Annotated in this window: 15 protein-coding genes; 3 read left to right on the forward strand and 12 right to left on the reverse strand. The window is 71.6% G+C overall.

Translation table 11 applies throughout. From position 1 onward, the window contains the following. Positions 1 to 47 precede the first annotated feature (47 nt). The 5 genes from ACIQPT_RS17990 to ACIQPT_RS18010 all read right to left on the reverse strand — a co-directional run bounded on the left by ACIQPT_RS17990 (position 48) and on the right by ACIQPT_RS18010 (position 4,988). On the reverse strand, positions 48 to 1,700 hold the full coding sequence (locus ACIQPT_RS17990) for a DEAD/DEAH box helicase (protein WP_401156846.1): 1,653 nt from the start codon (positions 1,698 to 1,700) through the stop codon (positions 48 to 50). A gap of 185 nt (positions 1,701 to 1,885) precedes the next feature. After that, entirely contained in the window at positions 1,886 to 2,089 is a 204-nt protein-coding gene (locus ACIQPT_RS17995; protein WP_003969786.1) for a cold-shock protein, read from the reverse strand. A gap of 267 nt (positions 2,090 to 2,356) precedes the next feature. Next, the gene (locus ACIQPT_RS18000; protein ID WP_401156847.1) at positions 2,357 to 3,514 is read right to left on the reverse strand and encodes an acetyl-CoA C-acetyltransferase; all 1,158 of its coding nucleotides are present in this window, start codon (positions 3,512 to 3,514) and stop codon (positions 2,357 to 2,359) included. 49 nt (positions 3,515 to 3,563) lie between these two features. After that, positions 3,564 to 4,175: a TetR/AcrR family transcriptional regulator gene (locus ACIQPT_RS18005; protein WP_401156848.1), complete on the reverse strand. Its 612-nt coding sequence runs from the start codon at positions 4,173 to 4,175 to the stop codon at positions 3,564 to 3,566. 30 nt (positions 4,176 to 4,205) lie between these two features. Further along, positions 4,206 to 4,988 carry an SDR family oxidoreductase gene (locus ACIQPT_RS18010; protein WP_401156849.1) on the reverse strand — a complete coding sequence of 261 codons (783 nt, stop codon included), beginning with the start codon at positions 4,986 to 4,988 and terminating at the stop codon, positions 4,206 to 4,208. Positions 4,989 to 5,112: 124 nt separating this feature from the next. Between ACIQPT_RS18010 and ACIQPT_RS18015 the strand changes: the two genes are divergently transcribed. Both ACIQPT_RS18015 and ACIQPT_RS18020 read left to right on the forward strand, forming a co-directional pair. Next, on the forward strand, positions 5,113 to 6,258 hold the full coding sequence (locus ACIQPT_RS18015) for an acyl-CoA dehydrogenase family protein (RefSeq protein WP_401156850.1): 1,146 nt from the start codon (positions 5,113 to 5,115) through the stop codon (positions 6,256 to 6,258). Next, positions 6,258 to 7,244 (forward strand): acyl-CoA dehydrogenase family protein, encoded by a 987-nt coding sequence (locus ACIQPT_RS18020; protein WP_401156851.1) that lies wholly within the window; start codon positions 6,258 to 6,260, stop codon positions 7,242 to 7,244. Before ACIQPT_RS18015 ends, ACIQPT_RS18020 begins: the two co-directional genes overlap by 1 nt. A 40-nt stretch (positions 7,245 to 7,284) precedes the next feature. On the opposite strand, the gene ACIQPT_RS18025 is transcribed toward ACIQPT_RS18020, so the two are convergent. From ACIQPT_RS18025 to ACIQPT_RS18040, 4 genes are all read right to left on the reverse strand, one after another. Then, the gene (locus ACIQPT_RS18025) at positions 7,285 to 7,803 is read right to left on the reverse strand and encodes a pyridoxamine 5'-phosphate oxidase family protein (RefSeq protein WP_401156852.1); all 519 of its coding nucleotides are present in this window, start codon (positions 7,801 to 7,803) and stop codon (positions 7,285 to 7,287) included. A 38-nt stretch (positions 7,804 to 7,841) separates the two neighbouring features. Beyond that, on the reverse strand, positions 7,842 to 8,324 hold the full coding sequence (locus tag ACIQPT_RS18030; RefSeq protein WP_401156853.1) for a GNAT family N-acetyltransferase: 483 nt from the start codon (positions 8,322 to 8,324) through the stop codon (positions 7,842 to 7,844). Between the two features lie 87 nt (positions 8,325 to 8,411). Further along, positions 8,412 to 8,984, reverse strand: a complete 573-nt coding sequence (locus tag ACIQPT_RS18035; protein ID WP_401156854.1) for a HutD family protein — start codon at positions 8,982 to 8,984, stop codon at positions 8,412 to 8,414. Further along, the gene (locus ACIQPT_RS18040) at positions 8,981 to 9,730 is read right to left on the reverse strand and encodes a vWA domain-containing protein (protein ID WP_401156855.1); all 750 of its coding nucleotides are present in this window, start codon (positions 9,728 to 9,730) and stop codon (positions 8,981 to 8,983) included. Before ACIQPT_RS18040 ends, ACIQPT_RS18035 begins: the two co-directional genes overlap by 4 nt. A 161-nt stretch (positions 9,731 to 9,891) precedes the next feature. On the opposite strand from ACIQPT_RS18040, the gene ACIQPT_RS18045 reads away from it, so the two are divergent. Next, entirely contained in the window at positions 9,892 to 10,821 is a 930-nt protein-coding gene (locus ACIQPT_RS18045; protein ID WP_401156856.1) for a rhomboid family intramembrane serine protease, read from the forward strand. A 157-nt stretch (positions 10,822 to 10,978) separates the two neighbouring features. Here ACIQPT_RS18045 and ACIQPT_RS18050 read toward each other — a convergent pair whose 3' ends face one another. The 3 genes from ACIQPT_RS18050 to ACIQPT_RS18060 all read right to left on the reverse strand — a co-directional run bounded on the left by ACIQPT_RS18050 (position 10,979) and on the right by ACIQPT_RS18060 (position 18,185). Further along, complete coding sequence (locus ACIQPT_RS18050) at positions 10,979 to 12,439, reverse strand: glutamate synthase subunit beta (protein WP_401156857.1); 1,461 nt, start codon at positions 12,437 to 12,439, stop codon at positions 10,979 to 10,981. Continuing rightward, on the reverse strand, positions 12,432 to 16,991 hold the full coding sequence (gene gltB / locus ACIQPT_RS18055; RefSeq protein ID WP_401156858.1) for a glutamate synthase large subunit: 4,560 nt from the start codon (positions 16,989 to 16,991) through the stop codon (positions 12,432 to 12,434). The genes ACIQPT_RS18050 and gltB overlap by 8 nt, the downstream gene beginning before the upstream one ends. Positions 16,992 to 17,453: 462 nt before the next feature. After that, the gene (locus tag ACIQPT_RS18060) at positions 17,454 to 18,185 is read right to left on the reverse strand and encodes a VIT1/CCC1 transporter family protein (protein WP_401156859.1); all 732 of its coding nucleotides are present in this window, start codon (positions 18,183 to 18,185) and stop codon (positions 17,454 to 17,456) included. Positions 18,186 to 18,336: the final 151 nt, after the last annotated feature.

An 18,336-nucleotide genomic window follows, 5' to 3' on the forward strand; every position in this document is an offset into this window, starting at 1 on the left:
TCAATCGCCGGACGGCCGGATGTGCGCCGGACGGCTTGAAACTCGCCCTACGCGGCCCGGCGCCCCCGCGCAGGCGCACCGGCGCGGCCCGCGCCACCGGAGCGCGCACCCCCGCCCGCGCGCGCCGCGCCACCGGAGCGGCCCGCGCCACCACCCTGAGCACCACCGGCACCCGCACCGCCGGCCCCGCGTCGCCCACGGCCCCGGCTGCCGGACCGCACCGCGCCCCCGTTGCCGGAGCCCGCCGCACCGCCCGACCGCGTCCGCTGCTTCGGCGGCGTCGGCTGCGGGACCTCGATGACGATCGCGATGCCCGACGGCTCACGGGCCCCCGTGATCCGGCCCAGCTCCGCGTCGCTGGAGGTGACCCGCGTGGTGCGCGGCGCGATGCCCGCGTCCTGCATCAGCCGGGTCATCTCGCGCTTCTCCTCGGGCAGCACCAGCGTGACGACGCTGCCGGACTCCCCGGCGCGCGCCGTGCGCCCGCCGCGGTGGAGGTAGTCCTTGTGGTCGGTCGGCGGGTCCACGTTGACGACCAGGTCGAGGTCGTCGACGTGGATGCCGCGGGCCGCGACGTTCGTCGCGACGAGCGCGGTGACCTCACCGGTCTTGAACTGGTCGAGCGTCCGGTTGCGCTGCGGCTGCGAACGCCCGCCGTGCAGGGCGGCCGCCCGTACACCGCTGGCGAGCAGCCGCTTGGCGAAGCGGTCGGCGGCGCGCTTGGTGTCGACGAACATGATCACCCGGCCCTCGCGGGCGGCGATCTTCGTGGCGACGGCCTTCTTGTCGGTCTCGTCCAGGACGTGGAGCACGTGGTGCTCCATCGTGGTGACCGCACCGGCGGACGGGTCGACGGAGTGCACGACCGGGTCGGTGAGGAACATCTTCACGAGCCGGTCGATGTTCTTGTCGAGGGTCGCGGAGAACAGCATCCGCTGCCCGCCCGCCTCGACCTGCTTGAGCAGGGCGACGACCTGCGGCATGAAGCCCATGTCGGCCATCTGGTCGGCCTCGTCGAGGACGGTGATGGAGACCTCGTCCAGCCGGCAGTCGCCGCGCTCGATGAGGTCCTTGAGCCGGCCCGGGGTGGCGACGAGCACTTCGGCGCCGCGCCGCAGGGTGGCGGACTGCTTGGTGATCGACATGCCGCCGACGACCGTGGCCATCCGCAGGTTCACGGCGGTCGCGTACGGGGTCAGCGCGTCGGTGACCTGCTGGGCCAGCTCGCGCGTGGGCACGAGGACCATGGCGAGCGGGGCGCGCGGCTCGCTGCGGCGGCCGGCGGTGCGGGCCAGCAGCGCCAGGCCGAAGGCGAGCGTCTTGCCGGAGCCGGTACGCCCGCGGCCGAGGATGTCGCGGCCGGCCAGCGAGTTCGGCAGGGTCGCGCCCTGGATCGGGAACGGTTCGGTGACGCCCTGCGCGGCGAGGGTCTTCAGCAGCGCGGCGGGCATGTCCAAGTCGGCGAAGGCCTCCACGGACGGCAGTGCGGGCGTCACCGTCTCCGGCAGGGCGAACTCGCCCTGCGGCGGGGTGGCGCGGCGACGGGCCGGGGCCTTTGAGCCGCCCTGGGCCTTGGCGTTGGCGCGGGGAGCGCCGCCCCGGCCGTTCGACGGTGCCTGGGCAGCCGTGCCCTGGCCGCGGCCTCGGCCACGGGCCGGACGGGAGCGGGGGGTGCGGTCCTGGCGTTCGGAGCTGGTCATACGGAATTGCCCTCCTGGGGGATTCCTGGGCAACTGCCGAGTGGGTTTACTGCGATGTGCCGGCCCGACCGTCTGTGATGCGCCCCCAGGATGTGCGCACAAAACGGGTTCTTGCTCGGACAGCACAAACCGGGGCCCGCACCTTCACGGTGCGGGCCCCGGTCAGCGAGGTACGCGTCCGGCAATTAGGCCGGGACGATGTTCTCCGCCTGCGGGCCCTTCTGGCCCTGCGTGACGTCGAAGGAGACCTTCTGGCCCTCCTGGAGCTCACGGAAGCCCGAGGTGGCGATGTTGGAGTAGTGGGCGAAGACGTCGGCGCCGCCGCCGTCCTGCTCGATGAAGCCGAAGCCCTTTTCCGAGTTGAACCACTTCACGGTTCCAGTAGCCATGTCATTCTCCTAAAAGAGGTGCAGTGCCGAGAACCCGCACTTTACGGATTCCAAGTCGCCGCATTGAGCCCCACCCGGAGAAAGCCGGAAAACAATAAAGCGCCTGAGGAAGCATTCCCGTCAGGCGCACATAAAGTTCATGGGTACCAAAACTGCAACGGGAAACACCCTAGCACGTCCTCTCCTCCGGCGGCGGATCGCGCCACACCGCCGGAGGGAAAACTTGGCTGACCAGAGGGTGTACGGAGGGGGAGGCCCCTTGATCCCTCAGAGCCGCTCGACGATGGTGACGTTGGCCTGGCCGCCACCCTCACACATCGTCTGGAGCCCGTAGCGGCCGCCGGTGCGTTCCAGTTCGTGCAGCAGGGTCGTCATCAGCCGGGCGCCGGTCGCGCCGAGCGGGTGGCCCAGGGCGATGGCCCCGCCGTTGACGTTGACCCGCTCGGGGTCCGCACCGGTCTCTTTCAGCCAGGCGAGAACGACCGGGGCGAACGCCTCGTTGATCTCGACGAGGTCGATGGCGTCGATGGTCAGGCCGGTCTTCTTCAGGGCGTACGCGGTGGCCGGGATCGGGGCCGAGAGCATCCGGATCGGGTCCTCGCCGCGTACGGACAGGTGATGGACGCGGGCCCGCGGGGTGAGGCCGTGTTCGGCGACGGCCCGCTCCGAGGCGATGAGCAGGGCGGCGGCCCCGTCGGAGACCTGGGAGGAGCAGGCGGCGGTGATGGTGCCGCCCTCGACCACGGGCTGCAGGCCGGCCATCTTCTCCAGGGTGGTGTCGCGGCGCGGCCCCTCGTCCGCGGTGACGTCCCCGTACGCGACGGTCTCGCGGGCGAAGCGGCCCTCATCGATGGCGCGGACCGCCCGCCGGTGGGAGGTGAGGGCGAACTCCTCCATGTCCCGGCGGCCGATGCCCCACTTCTCGGCGATGAGCTGGGCGCCGTGGAACTGGTTGACGGGGGCGTCGCCGTAGCGGGCGCGCCAGCCCTCGCTGCCCGCGTACGGCCCCTGGGTGAGGCCGAGGGGCTCGGCGGCCTGACGGGAAGCGAAGGCGATCGGGATCTGGGTCATGTTCTGGGTGCCGCCCGCGACGACGAGGTCCTGGGTGCCGGAGAGGACGCCCTGGGCCGCGAAGTGGAGGGCCTGCTGGGAGGAGCCGCACTGGCGGTCGATGGTGACGCCGGGGACCTCCTCGGGCAGTCCGGCGGCCAGCCATGACGTACGGGCGATGTCGCCGGCCTGTGGTCCGACGGTGTCCAGGCAGCCGAAGACGACGTCCTCGACGGCCGCCGGATCGATGGCCGCGCGGGCCATCAGCTCCTTCAGGACGTGCGCGCCGAGGTCGGCGGGGTGGACGGACCCGAGGCCTCCCTTGCGCCGTCCGACGGGGGTGCGTACCGCTTCGACGATGTAGGCCTCGGCCATGGCTGCTGCTCCTCGGGGCGCTCGGGGTGGACCGGTCACCAGCGACCGGTTACGTACGCAGGGCGATTCCGTCGAGCACCATCGAGAGGTACTGACGGGCGATCTCTTCGGGGCTGTGGTGTCCGCCGGGCCGGTACCAGGAGGCGGCGACCCAGACGGTGTCGCGGACGAAGCGGTAGGTGAGGCGGATGTCGAGGTCGTCGCGGAAGACGCCTTCGGCGACGCCGCGTTCCAGGGTGCCGAGCCAGGCCTTCTCGAACTTGGTCTGTGAGTCGACGAGGTAGGTGAAGCGCGGCTGGGTGGCGAGGTGCTTGGACTCCTTCTGGTAGATCGCGACGGCGGGGCGGTGCCGGTCGATCTCCCGGAACGACTCGGTGACCAGGGCTTCGATGGTCTCGCGGGGGCCGAGGCCGGCCTCCAGGACCGCGTCGTAGCCCTGCCAGAGCTCGTCGAGGAAGGTGGAGAGGATCTCGTCGATCATCGATTCCTTGGAATCGAAGTGGTAGTAGAGGCTGCCCGCGAGCATCCCGGCCTCGTCCGCGATCCGGCGGACGGTGGTGGCGTTGTATCCCTGGGCGGCGAAGACCTCGGCGGCGGTGGCGAGCAGTTCACGGCGTCGCTCCGGCGTGGGGGTCACCTGGGGCTTCTTCTTGGTAGGCACCCGGCCATTGTCCGTCCACGGCTTGTGTGTTCACGCATGCTGGCTGCTGACGGGGACGACCTCGCCGGTCATGTACGAGGAGTAGCCGCTCGCGAGGAAGACGATCACGTTGGCGACCTCCCAGGGTTCGGCGTACCGGCCGAAGGCCTCCTTCGCGGTGAGTTCGGCGAGGAGTTCGGCGGAGGTGACCTTCGCCAGGTGGGGATGCATGGCGAGGCTGGGGGCGACGGCGTTGACGCGTACGCCGTAGTCGGCGGCCTCGACGGCGGCGCAGCGGGTGAGGGCCATGACGCCGGCCTTGGCGGCGGCGTAGTGGGCCTGGCCGCGCTGGGCGCGCCAGCCGACGACGGAGGCGTTGTTGACGAGGACTCCTCCAGTTCCGGCGGCCTTGAGGGAGCGCAGGGCGGCGCGGGTGCAGCGGAAGGTGCCGTTCAGGGTGACGTCGAGGATCTTCGTCCACTGGTCGTCGGTCATCTCGGTGAGTTCGGCGGTGCCGCCGAGGCCCGCGTTGTTGACGACGATGTCGAGTCCGCCGTGGGCGCGTTCGGCGTGCGCGAAGAGGGCGCCCACCTGTTCCTCGTCGGTGACGTCGCAGGTGAGGTGGGTGACGCGGTCGGGGCCGAACTCTTCGGCGAGGGCGTGGGCGCTCTCCTTCAGCCGGCGGGCGTGGGCGTCGCTGATCACGACACGCGCCCCCTCCTCCAGGAAGCGGCGGGCGGTGGCGCCACCGATCCCGGCTCCGGCGGCTGCGGTGATCACGGCGGTGCGGCCGGCCAGCAGTCCGTGTCCCGGCAGGTACGGCGGTGTGGTCATGGCCCGTTCCCCCGACTTCTCGACGGCGTGTGGGTCGTACGTTAACCTACCAAACACTTGTTAGGGAACTGTCGGTGATGACGGAGACCGTGCGGGCCGACCGCGCGGAGAAGGCGGGCCGGTCATGGATCTGGCGCACACGGCACGGACGGAGTCCCTGCGGGCCGAGGCCCGGGCCTGGCTCCGGGACCACGTCCCCGCCCGGCCGCTGCCCTCCCTGGAGACCGAGGAGGGGTTCGCCGCGCACCGGGCGTGGGAGGCGCTGCTGCACACCGGGCGGTGGTCGGCGGTCTCCTGGCCGAAGGAGTACGGGGGCCGGGGCGCGGATCTCTTCGGCTGGCTGGCGTTCGAGGAGGAGTACTGGGCGGCGGGCGCGCCGGGCCGGGTCTCGCAGAACGGGGTCAGCCTCCTCGCCCCGACCCTGCTCGCCCACGGCACGGCGGAGCAGCGGGCCCGGGTGCTGCCGCCGATGGCGAGCGGCGAGGTGATCTGGGCGCAGGCCTGGTCGGAGCCGGAGGCCGGGTCGGACCTGGCGGCGCTGCGCTCGCGGGCGGTGCGCACGGAGGGCGGCTGGCTGCTGTCGGGGCAGAAGACGTGGTCCTCGCGGGCGGCGTTCGCGGACCGGGCGTTCGGCATCTTCCGTACGGACCCGGGGGCCGCGAAGCCGCATCACGGGCTCACGTACCTGATGTTCGGTCTGCGGGCCGAGGGCGTCACGGTCCGTCCCATCGGGCGGCTGGACGGGAAGCCCGCGTTCGCCGAGATCTTCCTGGACGAGGTCTTCGTACCGGACGAGGACGTCATCGGGGAGCCGGGGCAGGGGTGGCGGATCGCGATGTCGGCCACCGGCGACGAACGCGGCCTCACGCTCCGCTCCCCCGGCCGCTTCCTGGCCGCCGCCGACCGGCTGACGGAGCTGTGGCGGGCGGCGGGCGACCCGGCGGACACGGCGCTGCGGGACCGGGTGGCGGACGCGGTGATCGGCGCGCGGGCGTACCGGCTGTTCACGGCCGCCTCCGCGGCCCGGTTCGCGGCGGGGGCGTCGCTGGGGCCGGAGTCCAGCCTGAACAAGGTGTTCTGGTCGCGTTACGACATCGCGCTGCACGAGACGGCGCTCGACCTGCTGGGCCCGGACGCGGAGCGGGCGGACGGCGCGTGGGCGGAGGGGTACGTCTTCGCACTCGCCGGTCCGATCTACGCCGGGACGAACGAGATCCAGCGCGACATCATCGCCGAGCGGCTGCTCGGCCTGCCGAAGGGACGGCGCTGATGCGTTTCCTCCTGGACGACGAGCAGCGGGAGTTCGGGCGTTCCCTGGACGGGATGCTGACGGCGGCCGGTACGCCGTCGGTGCTGCGGGCGTGGGCCGCCGGGGATCACGGGCCGGGGCGGGCCCTGTGGGGGCGGCTCGCGGACGCGGGGGTGTTCGCGCTCGCGGTCCCGGAGGCGTACGGGGGTCTCGGACCGCTCCCCGTGGAGCTGGCCGTCGCCTGCGTGGAGCTGGGGCGGCACGCGGTGCCCGGTCCGGTGGCGGAGACCCTGGCGGCGGGGGTGCTGCTGGGCGGGGCGGGCGGCCCGGTGGCCGAGGAGTGGCTGCCGAGGATCGCGTCGGGTACGGCGGTGGTGTCCCTGGTCCTGGAGGGGCACGGGCCCTACGCCCTGGACGCGGACGCGGCGGACGCGGTGTTCACGGTGACCGGCGACGAACTACGGCTGGCACCGGGGCCCGGTCCGTCGACGGCCTCGGCGGATCCGGCGCGGCGGCTGTTCCGGCCGGAGCCGGGCGGCGAGGTGGTCGCGGCCGGCCGGCCGGTACGAGCGGCGGCCCGGGCGGCGGGCGACGCGGCGTCCTTCGCCACGGCGGCCCTGGCGCTGGGCTGCGGGGAGGAGCTGCTGCGGGCGACGGTGGCGTATGTGAAGCAGCGCACCCAGTTCGGGGTGCCCGTCGGGTCGTTCCAGGCGGTCAAGCACCGGCTGGCGGACACCCTGCTCGGCCTGGAGTTCGCGCGCCCGCTGCTGTACGGGGCGGCGGTGGAGCTGGCCGAGGGGTCGGCCGGGGCCGGGGCGGCGGTCGCGGCGGCGAAGGTGACGGCGGGCGAGGCGGGGTACGCGGCGGCCCGCACCGCGCTCCAGTCGCACGGCGCGGTGGGCTACACCGAGGAGCTGGACCTGGCGTGGTGGCTGCGCCGGGCCCGGCCGCTGCGGGACGCCTGGGGGACGCCGTCCGCCTGCCGGGAACGCGTGCTGGCGGGGTGAGCGCCCGGGGGCCGAGGGCGCCTCGGCCCCCGGGGCGTCGTCACTTCCGGCGCACGGTGCGCAGCGGCTGCCCCGGCCGCCAGGACCGGATGACCAGTTCATCGCCGTCGAGCCCGATACGGACCACCTCGGTCAGCTCGGCGCGGAAGAGGTAGAAGGGCTCGGGAGGGGTCGCTTCCTCGATGAAGCGGGCGATCAGCTCCGGTTCGGTGATCTCCACGGCCCGGCCGCTGACACGGACGTCGCCGTCGTTCATCTCGGCGTCGGGGCCCGGGTTGGCGTGGAGCGCGAAGCGCGGATCGCGCCGCAGGTCCAGGGCCTTGAGGGAGTTCGGCATCATGCCGAGCAGCAGCTCGCCGAAGCGGAAGTCGGCCTCCAGGCCGGTGACCCGGGGCGAGCCGTCCTTCCGCAGGGTGGCCAGGACATGGTGCTTGTAGAGCCGGAAGCGTCGTTGCACCGTGTCGGCGAAGTCGGGTTCGGCGGCGGCGAAGCCGTCCCAGGAGACGGGCGCGGACGCGGGCGCGGGCGATGAAGGCGGTGAAGACGTCATGGGCGCCATGGAACACCGGATACCCGACATCTCCTGTCGGTATTCGGTCACGACAGGCGGGCAGGCCCCGGGATGGAGTCAGCCCCGGCCGGCCGGACCAGCTTGAGCATGACCTCGTCGTACTCCTCGTCGACGCGGCGGCTCTCCTCCACGAAGCCCATCCGGGCGTAGAAGCCACGGGCCTGCGTGTTCTTCTCGTACACCTCGAGGGTCAGGGCGCCGTGCAGCGCCGCCGCGTGCTCGACGAGACGCCGGCCCACCCCCGTGCCCTGCTCCTCCGGAGCCACGAAGAGGCCGCCGATCTCGGCGTCCAGGAGGCCCAGGAGCGCCACCACCCGGCCGTTCGACTCGGCGACCCAGTTCTCGGCGTGGACGAGATAGACCTCGCGCATCGCGCGTGCGCGCTCACCCTCGCCCTCGCCCTCGCCGGGGATGAAGGGATGGGCCGTACGGCCGGCCCGGGACCAGACGTCCATCGAGGCGCGCTCGTCCGCGGCGGCATAACGGCGGATCACTGCGTGTTCGGGCATGCGGGTGACCGTATCCCGGGGCGGGGAACCCGTCAGCCGAGTATTTTCCTCACCTCCGGCCGGACGATCACACCCCCGGCCGGACGGTCACACCGCCGAGAACGTGATCAGCGCCGCCTGGCCCATCGTCCGCAGGACACCGGGCGACGCCCCGGCCGCCAGCACCGCGTCGTAGCGGTCCAGGCGGATGTCCGTGCCCTCCAGCTCCGCGCCGTCGTCCAGGGAGACGGCCAGCACCGCGCCGCCCTCCGGCGGCAGCAGGCGGACCGTGCCGCACAGGACGGCGGTCTCCGCCCGCGTACGGGCCCTGCGGTACATGACGTTGAGATTGACGACCGGGCCGCCCAGCAGGAAGCCCTCGGTGGGCAGGTCGCCGGGGAAGCCGTGCGGCCACAGCGGTTCGTCGACGATGTGGTGCTCGCCGCCGACGACGAGGTCCATGCCCGCGCCCTCGACCACGGTCAGGATGCGGTCCACGCCCGGGAAGGCGGAGAACGGCCCGTCGGCGGTGACGTCCGCCAGGCTCACCCGCCAGTCGAAGGCGTCGGCCCCCGCGCCCCCGGGGCCGGTGGCGATCTCCCGGACGGTCCCGCCGCCGTTCTTCCAGGGGACGGGGGCGCGGTCGGCGGCGCGCAGGACGCGCAGGGTCCGGGCGGTCATCGGACGATCCCCTGTGCCTCGGCGGCGGCCAGCCAGAGCGGGAACTCGGCGACGAGCCGGTCGTACAGGACGGAGTCCGGGACCTTCCGGGGGTCCGCTCCCGCGTGGAAGTACCCGGCGTTGTCGACGGTCCGCTTGGCCGGGACGGCCAGCTCGTCGAGCTTGCGCAGGAAGTCGAACTGGCTGCTGCGGGTGTTGCCGAAGCCGACGAACTGCCAGAACAGGGGCAGCCGTGCGGCCTTGCAGACGTAGCGTTCGGCGGCGAGTTTGCTGCTCGGCCCGCCGTCGGTCTGGAAGACGACCAGGGCGGGGTCGGTGGCGCCGCTCTCCAGGTAGTGGTCGATCACCGCGTCCATCGCCACGTGGTAGTTGGTCCTGCCCATGTGCCCGAGATTCGCCACGATCTTGTCGATGAGGCCGCGGTGGTTGTCCAGGCCGATGTCGGCGAACCCGTCGATGTCGGTGGAGAAGAAGACGACCGGCACCCGGCCGTCGTCGTCGAGATGCGCCGACAGCCCCAACACCCGCTCCGCCAGCGCCTGGACGCTGCCGTCCCGGTAGTACCCGCTCATCGAACCGGAGTAGTCGAGCACCAGATAGACCGCCGCGCGGCGGCCCCGCATCCCGTGCTTCTCCAGCGAGGCCTCCGCGCTCTTGTAGAGGCTGACGAGGTCGGGGGCCACCTGCTGCACCTTGGTCAGGCTGATGGCCGGTCTCGCGGCGGCGGCCGTGTTCAAGCCGTTCATGACGGCCCCCCGTTCTGCGCTCTGCGGAGTTCTGCGCTCTGCGGACCTCGAGCGTAGGCCACCGCCGGGCCCCGGGCACACGGCCCGTCGCACCGGTTCGCTATCTTGATCGCCGCCGCCCCCACCGGCCCTGTTGCACATCCCCAGTGAAGGAGCCGGCCATGGAGGCCGCCGCCACCTCGTGTTATCGCCACCCGTCCTACGAGACGTACGTCCGCTGCACCCGTTGCGACCGCTCTATCTGCCCGGACTGCATGCGGGAGGCGGCCGTCGGTCACCACTGCGTGGAGTGCGTGAAGGAGGGGCAGCGCTCGGTGCGGCAGGCCCGTACGGTCTTCGGCGGTGCGGTGTCCCGGGCGACGGCGCCGCTGGTGACGTACGTCCTGATGGCGCTCAATGTGCTCGTCTACCTCGGCGAGGTGGTGCGGCCGGAGATCGTGGACCGGTTCGCGGTGCTCGGGGCGGCGCTGACCGGGCCGGACGGTGAGCAGTACTACTACCGGGGTGACACGGTTCCCGGGTACGAGCTGACGGGCATCGCGGACGGCGAGTGGTACCGGCTGGTGACCGGGGCGTTCCTGCACCTTCCGCCGGACGCCTCGTTCGGGGTGATGCACCTGGTGTTCAACATGTTCGCGCTGTGGAACATCGGCCGGGCGGTGGAGGGGCAGCTCGGCCGGGCCCGCTATCTGGCGCTGTACCTGCTGGCGGCGGTGGGCGGTTCGGTCCTGGTGTACCTGGTGGCCCCGGACACCTCGACGGTCGGCGCCTCCGGTGCGGTCTTCGGTCTCGCCGCCGCCTACTGGGTCATCCACCGGCGGCTCGGCGGTGACATGGCGGCGGTCAACCGCTTCATGGCCGGGTTCCTGCTCTGGATGCTGATCTCGGCCGCGTTCACCTCGTGGCAGGGGCACCTGGGCGGGCTGCTGACCGGGGCGCTGGTGACGTACGGGCTCGCCTTCGCACCGGCGAGGCTGCGGACCTGGCCGGTGCAGCTCGGCGGCGGGGTGGTGCTGCTGGGGCTGTTCGCGGTGGCGGTGGTGGTGAAGACCACGGAGCTGACGGGCGGCGCGGTCCAACTGGGCGGCTGAGCCGCCCGGGGCGGAACCGGCCCCGGACGCGCCACGGCGCCCGCTGGTGTCCGGTCGGGGACAGGCAGGCGCCGCGTTCAGTTCCGTACGCCGTTGTACGGGACGTATCAAGGGGGTGCCCCCGGGCCGCGTGGCCCAGGGGGAACCCGGGTGGTGCTCAGACCAGCAGGGACCGGTCCGTCGGGCGGATCGGCGCGTGCAGGGCGCTGGTCCCGGTCAGGAAGCGGTCCACTCCGCGGGCGGCGGAGCGGCCCTCGGCGATGGCCCACACGATCAGCGACTGGCCGCGTCCCGCGTCACCGGCGACATAGACGCCGTCGACGTTGGTCGCGTAGTTCTCGTCGCGGGCGACATTGCCCCGTGCGTCGAGCTCCAGGCCGAACTGCTGGACCAGACCGTTGGACTGGTCGGTTCCGGTGAAGCCCATGGCGAGGGTGACGAGCTGCGCGGGGATGCGCCGCTCCGTGCCGGGCTTCTGCTCCAGCTTACCGTCCTTGAACTCGACCTCGACCAGGTGGAGGGCCGCGACGTTTCCGTCCTCGTCGCCCTCGAAGTGGGTGGTGGAGACGGAGTAGACCCGCTCGCCGCCCTCCTCGTGCGCGGAGGTGACCTTGTAGAGCATCGGGAAGGTCGGCCAGGGCTGGTTGGCGTTCCGGTCCTCGCCGGGCTTCGGCATGATCTCCAGCTGGGTGACGGAGGCCGCGCCCTGGCGGTGGGCGGTGCCCACGCAGTCGGCGCCGGTGTCGCCGCCGCCGATGACGACGACGTGCTTGCCGCCGGCGTGGATCGGGGCGACGGTGAGGTCGCCCTCCTGCACCTTGTTGGCGAGCGGCAGATACTCCATCGCGAAGTGGATGCCGCCCAGCTCACGGCCGGGGACCGGCAGGTCGCGGGAGACGGTGGCACCGGCCGCGATGACGACCGCGTCGTAGCGGCGGCGGAGCTTCGCGGCGTCGATGTCCTTGCCGATCTCCACCTCCGTACGGAACTTGGTGCCTTCCAGGCGCATCTGCTCGATGCGGCGGTTGATGTGCGACTTCTCCATCTTGAACTCGGGGATGCCGTAGCGGAGGAGCCCCCCGATGCGGTCCGCGCGCTCGTAGACGGCGACGGTGTGGCCGGCCCGGGTCAGCTGCTGGGCGGCGGCGAGTCCCGCCGGGCCCGAGCCGATGACCGCGACGGTCTTGCCGGAGAGGCGCTCGGGCGGCTGCGGGGTGACGTCGCCGCTCTCCCATGCCTTGTCGATGATGGAGACTTCGACGTTCTTGATGGTGACGGCGGGCTGGTTGATGCCGAGGACGCACGCCGACTCGCAGGGGGCCGGGCACAGCCGCCCGGTGAACTCCGGGAAGTTGTTCGTGGCGTGGAGCCGCTCGGAGGCGGCGGTCCAGTCCTCGCGGTAGGCGTAGTCGTTCCACTCGGGGATGAGGTTTCCGAGCGGACAGCCGTTGTGGCAGAACGGGATGCCGCAGTCCATGCAGCGGCCGGCCTGCTTGCTGATGATCGGGAGCAGCGAGCCCGGAACGTAGACCTCGTTCCAGTCCTTGACGCGCTCGGCCACGGGGCGGGTCTGGGCGACCTCGCGTCCGGTGGTCAGGAAGCCCTTGGGGTCAGCCATGGGTCGCCGCCTCCATCATCTTCTCGGTGGTCTCCTGCTCGGAGAGACCGGCGAGCTCAGCGGCGTCCTTGGCGGCGAGCACTGCCTTGTACGTGGACGGGATGATCTTGCTGAAGCGGGTCACCGCGGTGTCCCACTCGGAGAGGAGCTTCTCGGCGACGGTGGAGCCGGTCTCCTCCTGGTGGCGGCGCACGACGTCGTGCAGCCACTGCCGGTCGGTGTCGTCCAGCTCCTCGACCGCGCCGAGGTTGCCGACGTTGACGTCGTCGCGGTTCAGGTCGATGACGTACGCGACGCCGCCCGACATGCCGGCGGCGAAGTTGCGGCCGGTCTCGCCGAGGACGACGGCCTGGCCGCCGGTCATGTACTCGCAGCCGTGGTCGCCGACGCCTTCGGAGACGACCAGCGCACCGGAGTTGCGGACGCAGAAGCGTTCGCCGGTGCGGCCGCGCAGGAAGACCTCGCCGCCGGTGGCTCCGTAGCCGATGGTGTTGCCGGCGATGGTGGAGTACTCGGCGAGGTGGTCGGCGCCCCGGTCGGGACGGACGACGACCCGGCCGCCGGAGAGGCCCTTGCCGACGTAGTCGTTGGCGTCGCCCTCCAGGCGCAGGGTGACCCCGCGCGGCAGGAACGCGCCGAAGGACTGGCCGGCCGAGCCGGTGAAGGTGATGTCGATGGTGTTCTCGGGCAGGCCCGCACCACCGAACTTCTTGGTCACCTCGTGGCCGAGCATCGTGCCGACGGTCCGGTTGATGTTGCGGATCGCGACCTGGGCGCGGACCGGCTGGGCGGCCTCGGGGCTCTCCGCGTTGAGGGCGTCGGCGGCCAGCTTGATCAGCTGGTTGTCGAGCGCCTTCGTCAGTCCGTGGTCCTGCTCGACGATGCGGTGGCGGACCGCGCCCTCGGGCAGCTCGGGGACGTGGAAGAGCGGGGCGAGGTTCAGGCCCTGCGCCTTCCAGTGGGTGATCGCGCGGTCGGTGTCGAGGAGTTCGGCGTGGCCGACGGCCTCCTCGATGGTGCGGAAGCCCAGCTCGGCGAGGATCTCGCGGACCTCTTCGGCGATGAACTCGAAGAAGTTGACGATGTACTCGGCCTTGCCGGAGAACCGGTCGCGCAGGACCGGGTTCTGGGTGGCGATGCCGACCGGGCAGGTGTCCAGGTGGCAGACGCGCATCATGACGCAGCCGGAGACGACGAGCGGCGCGGTCGCGAAACCGAACTCCTCGGCGCCGAGGAGTGCGGCGATGACGACGTCGCGGCCGGTCTTGAGCTGGCCGTCGGTCTGTACGACGATGCGGTCGCGCAGGCCGTTGAGCAGCAGGGTCTGCTGGGTCTCGGCGAGGCCGAGCTCCCAGGGGCCGCCCGCGTGCTTGAGCGAGGTGAGCGGGGACGCGCCCGTTCCGCCGTCGTGGCCGGAGATGAGGACGACGTCCGCGTGGGCCTTGGAGACACCGGCGGCGACCGTGCCGACGCCGACCTCGGAGACCAGCTTCACGTGGATCCGCGCCTGCGGGTTCGCGTTCTTCAGGTCGTGGATCAGCTGGGCGAGGTCTTCGATGGAGTAGATGTCGTGGTGCGGCGGCGGCGAGATGAGGCCGACGCCGGGCGTCGAGTGACGCGTCTTGGCGACCCACGGGTAGACCTTGTGGCCGGGCAGCTGGCCGCCCTCGCCGGGCTTGGCGCCCTGGGCCATCTTGATCTGGATGTCGTCCGCGTTGACCAGGTATTCGCTGGTCACACCGAAGCGGCCGGAGGCGACCTGCTTGATGGAGGAGCGGCGCGCCGGGTCGTAGAGGCGGTCGGGGTCCTCGCCGCCCTCGCCGGTGTTGGACTTGCCGCCGAGCTGGTTCATCGCGATGGCGAGCGTCTCGTGCGCCTCGCGGGAGATCGAGCCGTAGGACATGGCGCCGGTGGAGAAGCGCTTGACGATCTCGGAGGCGGGCTCGACCTCGTCGAGGGAGATCGGCTCGCGGCCGGAGTCGAAGCCGAAGAGGCCGCGGAGCGTCATGAGGCGCTCGGACTGCTCGTTCACCCGCTCCGTGTACTGCTTGAAGATGTCGTAGCGCCGGTTGCGGGTGGCGTGCTGGAGGCGGAAGACCGTCTCCGGGTCGAACAGGTGCGGTTCGCCCTCGCGACGCCACTGGTACTCGCCGCCGATCTCCAGCGCGCGGTGCGAGGCCGCGATGCCGGATGCGGGGTACGCCTTGGTGTGCCGGGCGGCGACCTCCTTGGCGATGACGTCGAGGCCGGCGCCGCCGATCTTGGTGGCGGTGCCGTTGAAGTACGTCGTGACGAAGGCCTCGTCGAGGCCGACGGCCTCGAAGACCTGAGCGCCCCGGTAGGAGGCGACCGTCGAGATGCCCATCTTGGACATGACCTTCAGGACGCCCTTGCCGAGCGCGTAGATCAGGTTCCGGATGGCCTGCTCGGCCTCGATGTTCTCGATGAAGGTGCCGGCGCGGACCAGGTCCTCGACGGACTCCATCGCGAGGTACGGGTTGACGGCGGCGGCGCCGTAGCCGATGAGCAGCGCGACGTGGTGGACCTCGCGGACGTCCCCGGCCTCGACCAGCAGGCCCACCTGGGTGCGCTGCTTGGTGCGGATGAGGTGGTGGTGGACGGCCGAGGTGAGCAGCAGCGACGGGATCGGCGCGTGCTCGGCGTCGGAGTGCCGGTCGGAGAGGACGATCAGGCGGGCGCCGTCCTCTATGGCGGCGTCGACCTCGGCGCTGATCTCCTCGATCCGCGCGGCCAGCGCCTCGCCGCCGCCGCCGACCCGGTAGAGACCGGCCAGCGTGGCGGCCTTCATGCCCGGCATGTCGCCGTCGGCGTTGATGTGTATCAGCTTGGCGAGCTCGTCGTTGTCGATCACCGGGAAGGGCAGTGTGACGCTGCGACACGCGGCGGCGGTCGGCTCCAGGATGTTGCCCTGGGGGCCGAGCGAGGAGCGCAGCGAGGTGACGAGCTCCTCGCGGATGGCGTCCAGCGGCGGGTTGGTGACCTGGGCGAAGAGCTGGGTGAAGTAGTCGAAGAGCAGCCGGGGGCGCTCGGAGAGCGCGGCGATCGGCGAGTCGGTGCCCATGGAGCCGAGCGGCTCGCCGGCGGTGCGGGCCATCGGCGCGAGGATGACGCGGAGCTCTTCCTCGGTGTAGCCGAAGGTCTGCTGGCGGCGGGTGACCGAGGCGTGGGTGTGCACGATGTGCTCGCGCTCGGGCAGGTCGCCGAGGCCGATCTCGCCGGTCTCCAGCCACTCCTGGTAGGGCTGCTCGGCGGCGAGGGACGCCTTGATCTCGTCGTCCTCGATGATGCGGTGCTCGGCGGTGTCGACGAGGAACATCTTGCCGGGCTGGAGGCGACCCTTGCGGACGACCTTCGCCGGGTCGATGTCCAGGACGCCGACCTCGGAGGAGAGCACGACGAGGCCGTCGTCGGTGACCCAGTAGCGGCCGGGGCGCAGACCGTTGCGGTCGAGGACCGCGCCGACCTGGACGCCGTCGGTGAAGGTGACGCAGGCCGGGCCGTCCCAGGGCTCCATCATCGTGGCGTGGTACTGGTAAAAGGCGCGCCGGGCCGGGTCCATCGAGTCGTGGTTCTCCCACGCCTCGGGGACCATCATCAGCACCGAGTGCGGCAGCGAGCGCCCGCCGAGGTGGAGCAGCTCCAGGACCTCGTCGAAGGAGGCCGAGTCCGAGGCGTCCGGGGTGCAGACGGGGAAGATCCGGTCGAGCTGCGCCTGGCCGAAGAGCTCGGAGGCGAGCTGGGACTCGCGGGCCTTCATCCAGTTGCGGTTGCCCTTGACCGTGTTGATCTCGCCGTTGTGCGCGACGAAGCGGTACGGGTGGGCCAGCGGCCAGCTCGGGAAGGTGTTGGTGGAGAAGCGGGAGTGGACCAGCGCGACCGTGGAGGCGAAGCGGCGGTCGGAGAGGTCCGGGAAGAACGGCTCCAGCTGCCCGGTGGTGAGCATGCCCTTGTAAACGATGGTGCGGGCGGAGAGCGAGGGGAAGTACACCCCGGCCTCACGCTCGGCACGCTTGCGCAGGACGAACGCCTTGCGGTCCAGGACGATGCCGGTGGACTCGCCGTCGGCGACGAAGACCTGGCGGAACTCGGGCATGGTGGCGCGGGCGCCGTTGCCGAGAAGTGCGGGGGTGACCGGGACGTCGCGCCAGCCGAGGACCTTCAGGCCCTCCTGGGTGGCGATCTTCTCGATCGTGCGGACGGCCTCGGTGGAGTCGTCCGCGGGGAGGAAGGCGATGCCCACGGCATACGCACCGGCCTCGGGAAGCTCAAAAGGGGTCTCGGCCCGCAGGAAGGCGTCCGGGACCTGGCAGAGAATGCCGGCGCCGTCGCCGGAGTCGGGCTCGGAGCCGGTGGCGCCGCGGTGTTCGAGGTTGCGCAGCACGGTCAGCGCCTGCTCGACCAGCTCATGGCTGGCCACACCGGTCAGAGTGGCCACGAACCCGACGCCACAGGCGTCGTGCTCGTTACGGGGGTCGTACATCCCCTGCTGGGCGGGGCGACCGTCCATGGGCGACCAGGCGTCGATACGCATCGGCTCTCCCGTCGTCGTCGTGGCATTTGCGGTGCCGAGGGACGACGTTGGCCCTCTGCGAAATTTCGTGCAGGTTACATGATGGGGCGCTTCTCAAGAAGCGGAAGACTTGTTCCAACATACGGACACCGTGGTGACCGGAAGTGACTGGGTGACCAGAAGTGACCGGGGTGACCAGGGGGTGGGTCGCTGTCGGAGGATCGGCGCCCGGGGGACCCGCAGAGAGCAGGCGTCGTTGCCTGCGGTGTCTACGGCTCATGCCCGGCGGCAAAGGAAACGAAACCGCCGAGTAACGGCTACTTATGTGTAGCCCTGCATAGAGTCTCATTTTACGGCTGTGGGGCCCGATCCGCCCAGTGGGCGTCGCAAGGACGTACGTCACACGGGTTGCCGGGTGATTGCGCCGTTCGGGCGACCCGGTTACGCCGTACGCCGGGCCGCCCGCGCCGGGCCGCGCCGGAGTCAGCCGACCGCCACCCCGAACAGGGTGCCCAGTCCGTACGTCAGCGCCGCCGCCGCACCGCCGAGGGCGAGCTGCCGCAGCCCGCTGAACCACCAGCTGCGCGCCGTCACCCGGGCCACCACCGCGCCGCAGCCGAAGAGGCCGATGAGCGCGAGGAGCACCGAGGGCCACAGGGCGCTCGCGCCGAGGAGGTAGGGCAGGACGGGCAGCAGGGCGCCGAGCGCGAACGCGCCGAACGAGGAGACGGCGGCCACCAGCGGCGAGGGCAGATCGCCCGGGTCGATGCCGAGCTCCTCGCGGGCGTGGATCTCCAGCGCCTGCTCCGGGTCGCGCGACAGCTGCCGGGCGACCTCGTGGGCCAGCGGGGCGTCCACGCCCCGGGACTCGTAGAGCGCGGCCAGCTCCGCCATCTCGTCCTTGGGGTGCTTACGGAGTTCTCGGCGCTCGACGTCGAGCTCGGCCTCGACCAGTTCGCGCTGCGAGGCGACGGAGGTGTATTCACCCGCCGCCATGGAGAAGGCCCCGGCCGCGAGCCCGGCCAGGCCGGTGATCACGATGGCCTGCTGGGAGACGGCGCCGCCGGCGACACCGGTCATCAGGGCGAGGTTGGAGACCAGGCCGTCCATCGCGCCGAAGACGGCGGGGCGCAGCCAGCCGCCGTTCACATCCCGGTGGGTGTGGTTGTCCCGGTGCGCCTCGTGCAGGACGGCTTCGGTCTCGATGATGGCCACGACGTGCTTCTCCCCGGTGAGTACAACTTTCGACAAAGTCCAAAGTACGCCGGTCGGGCGACCGCCGCCAGCAAGGCAGGCCTGGCTTACCACCCCTCTGACCTGCGAAGAAAGGCCAGCCTCAGCTATCCGGCCGGGGTCATCCGAGTGG

The organism is Streptomyces sp. NPDC091289 (assembly GCF_044757365.1).
GTDB lineage: Bacteria > Actinomycetota > Actinomycetes > Streptomycetales > Streptomycetaceae > Streptomyces.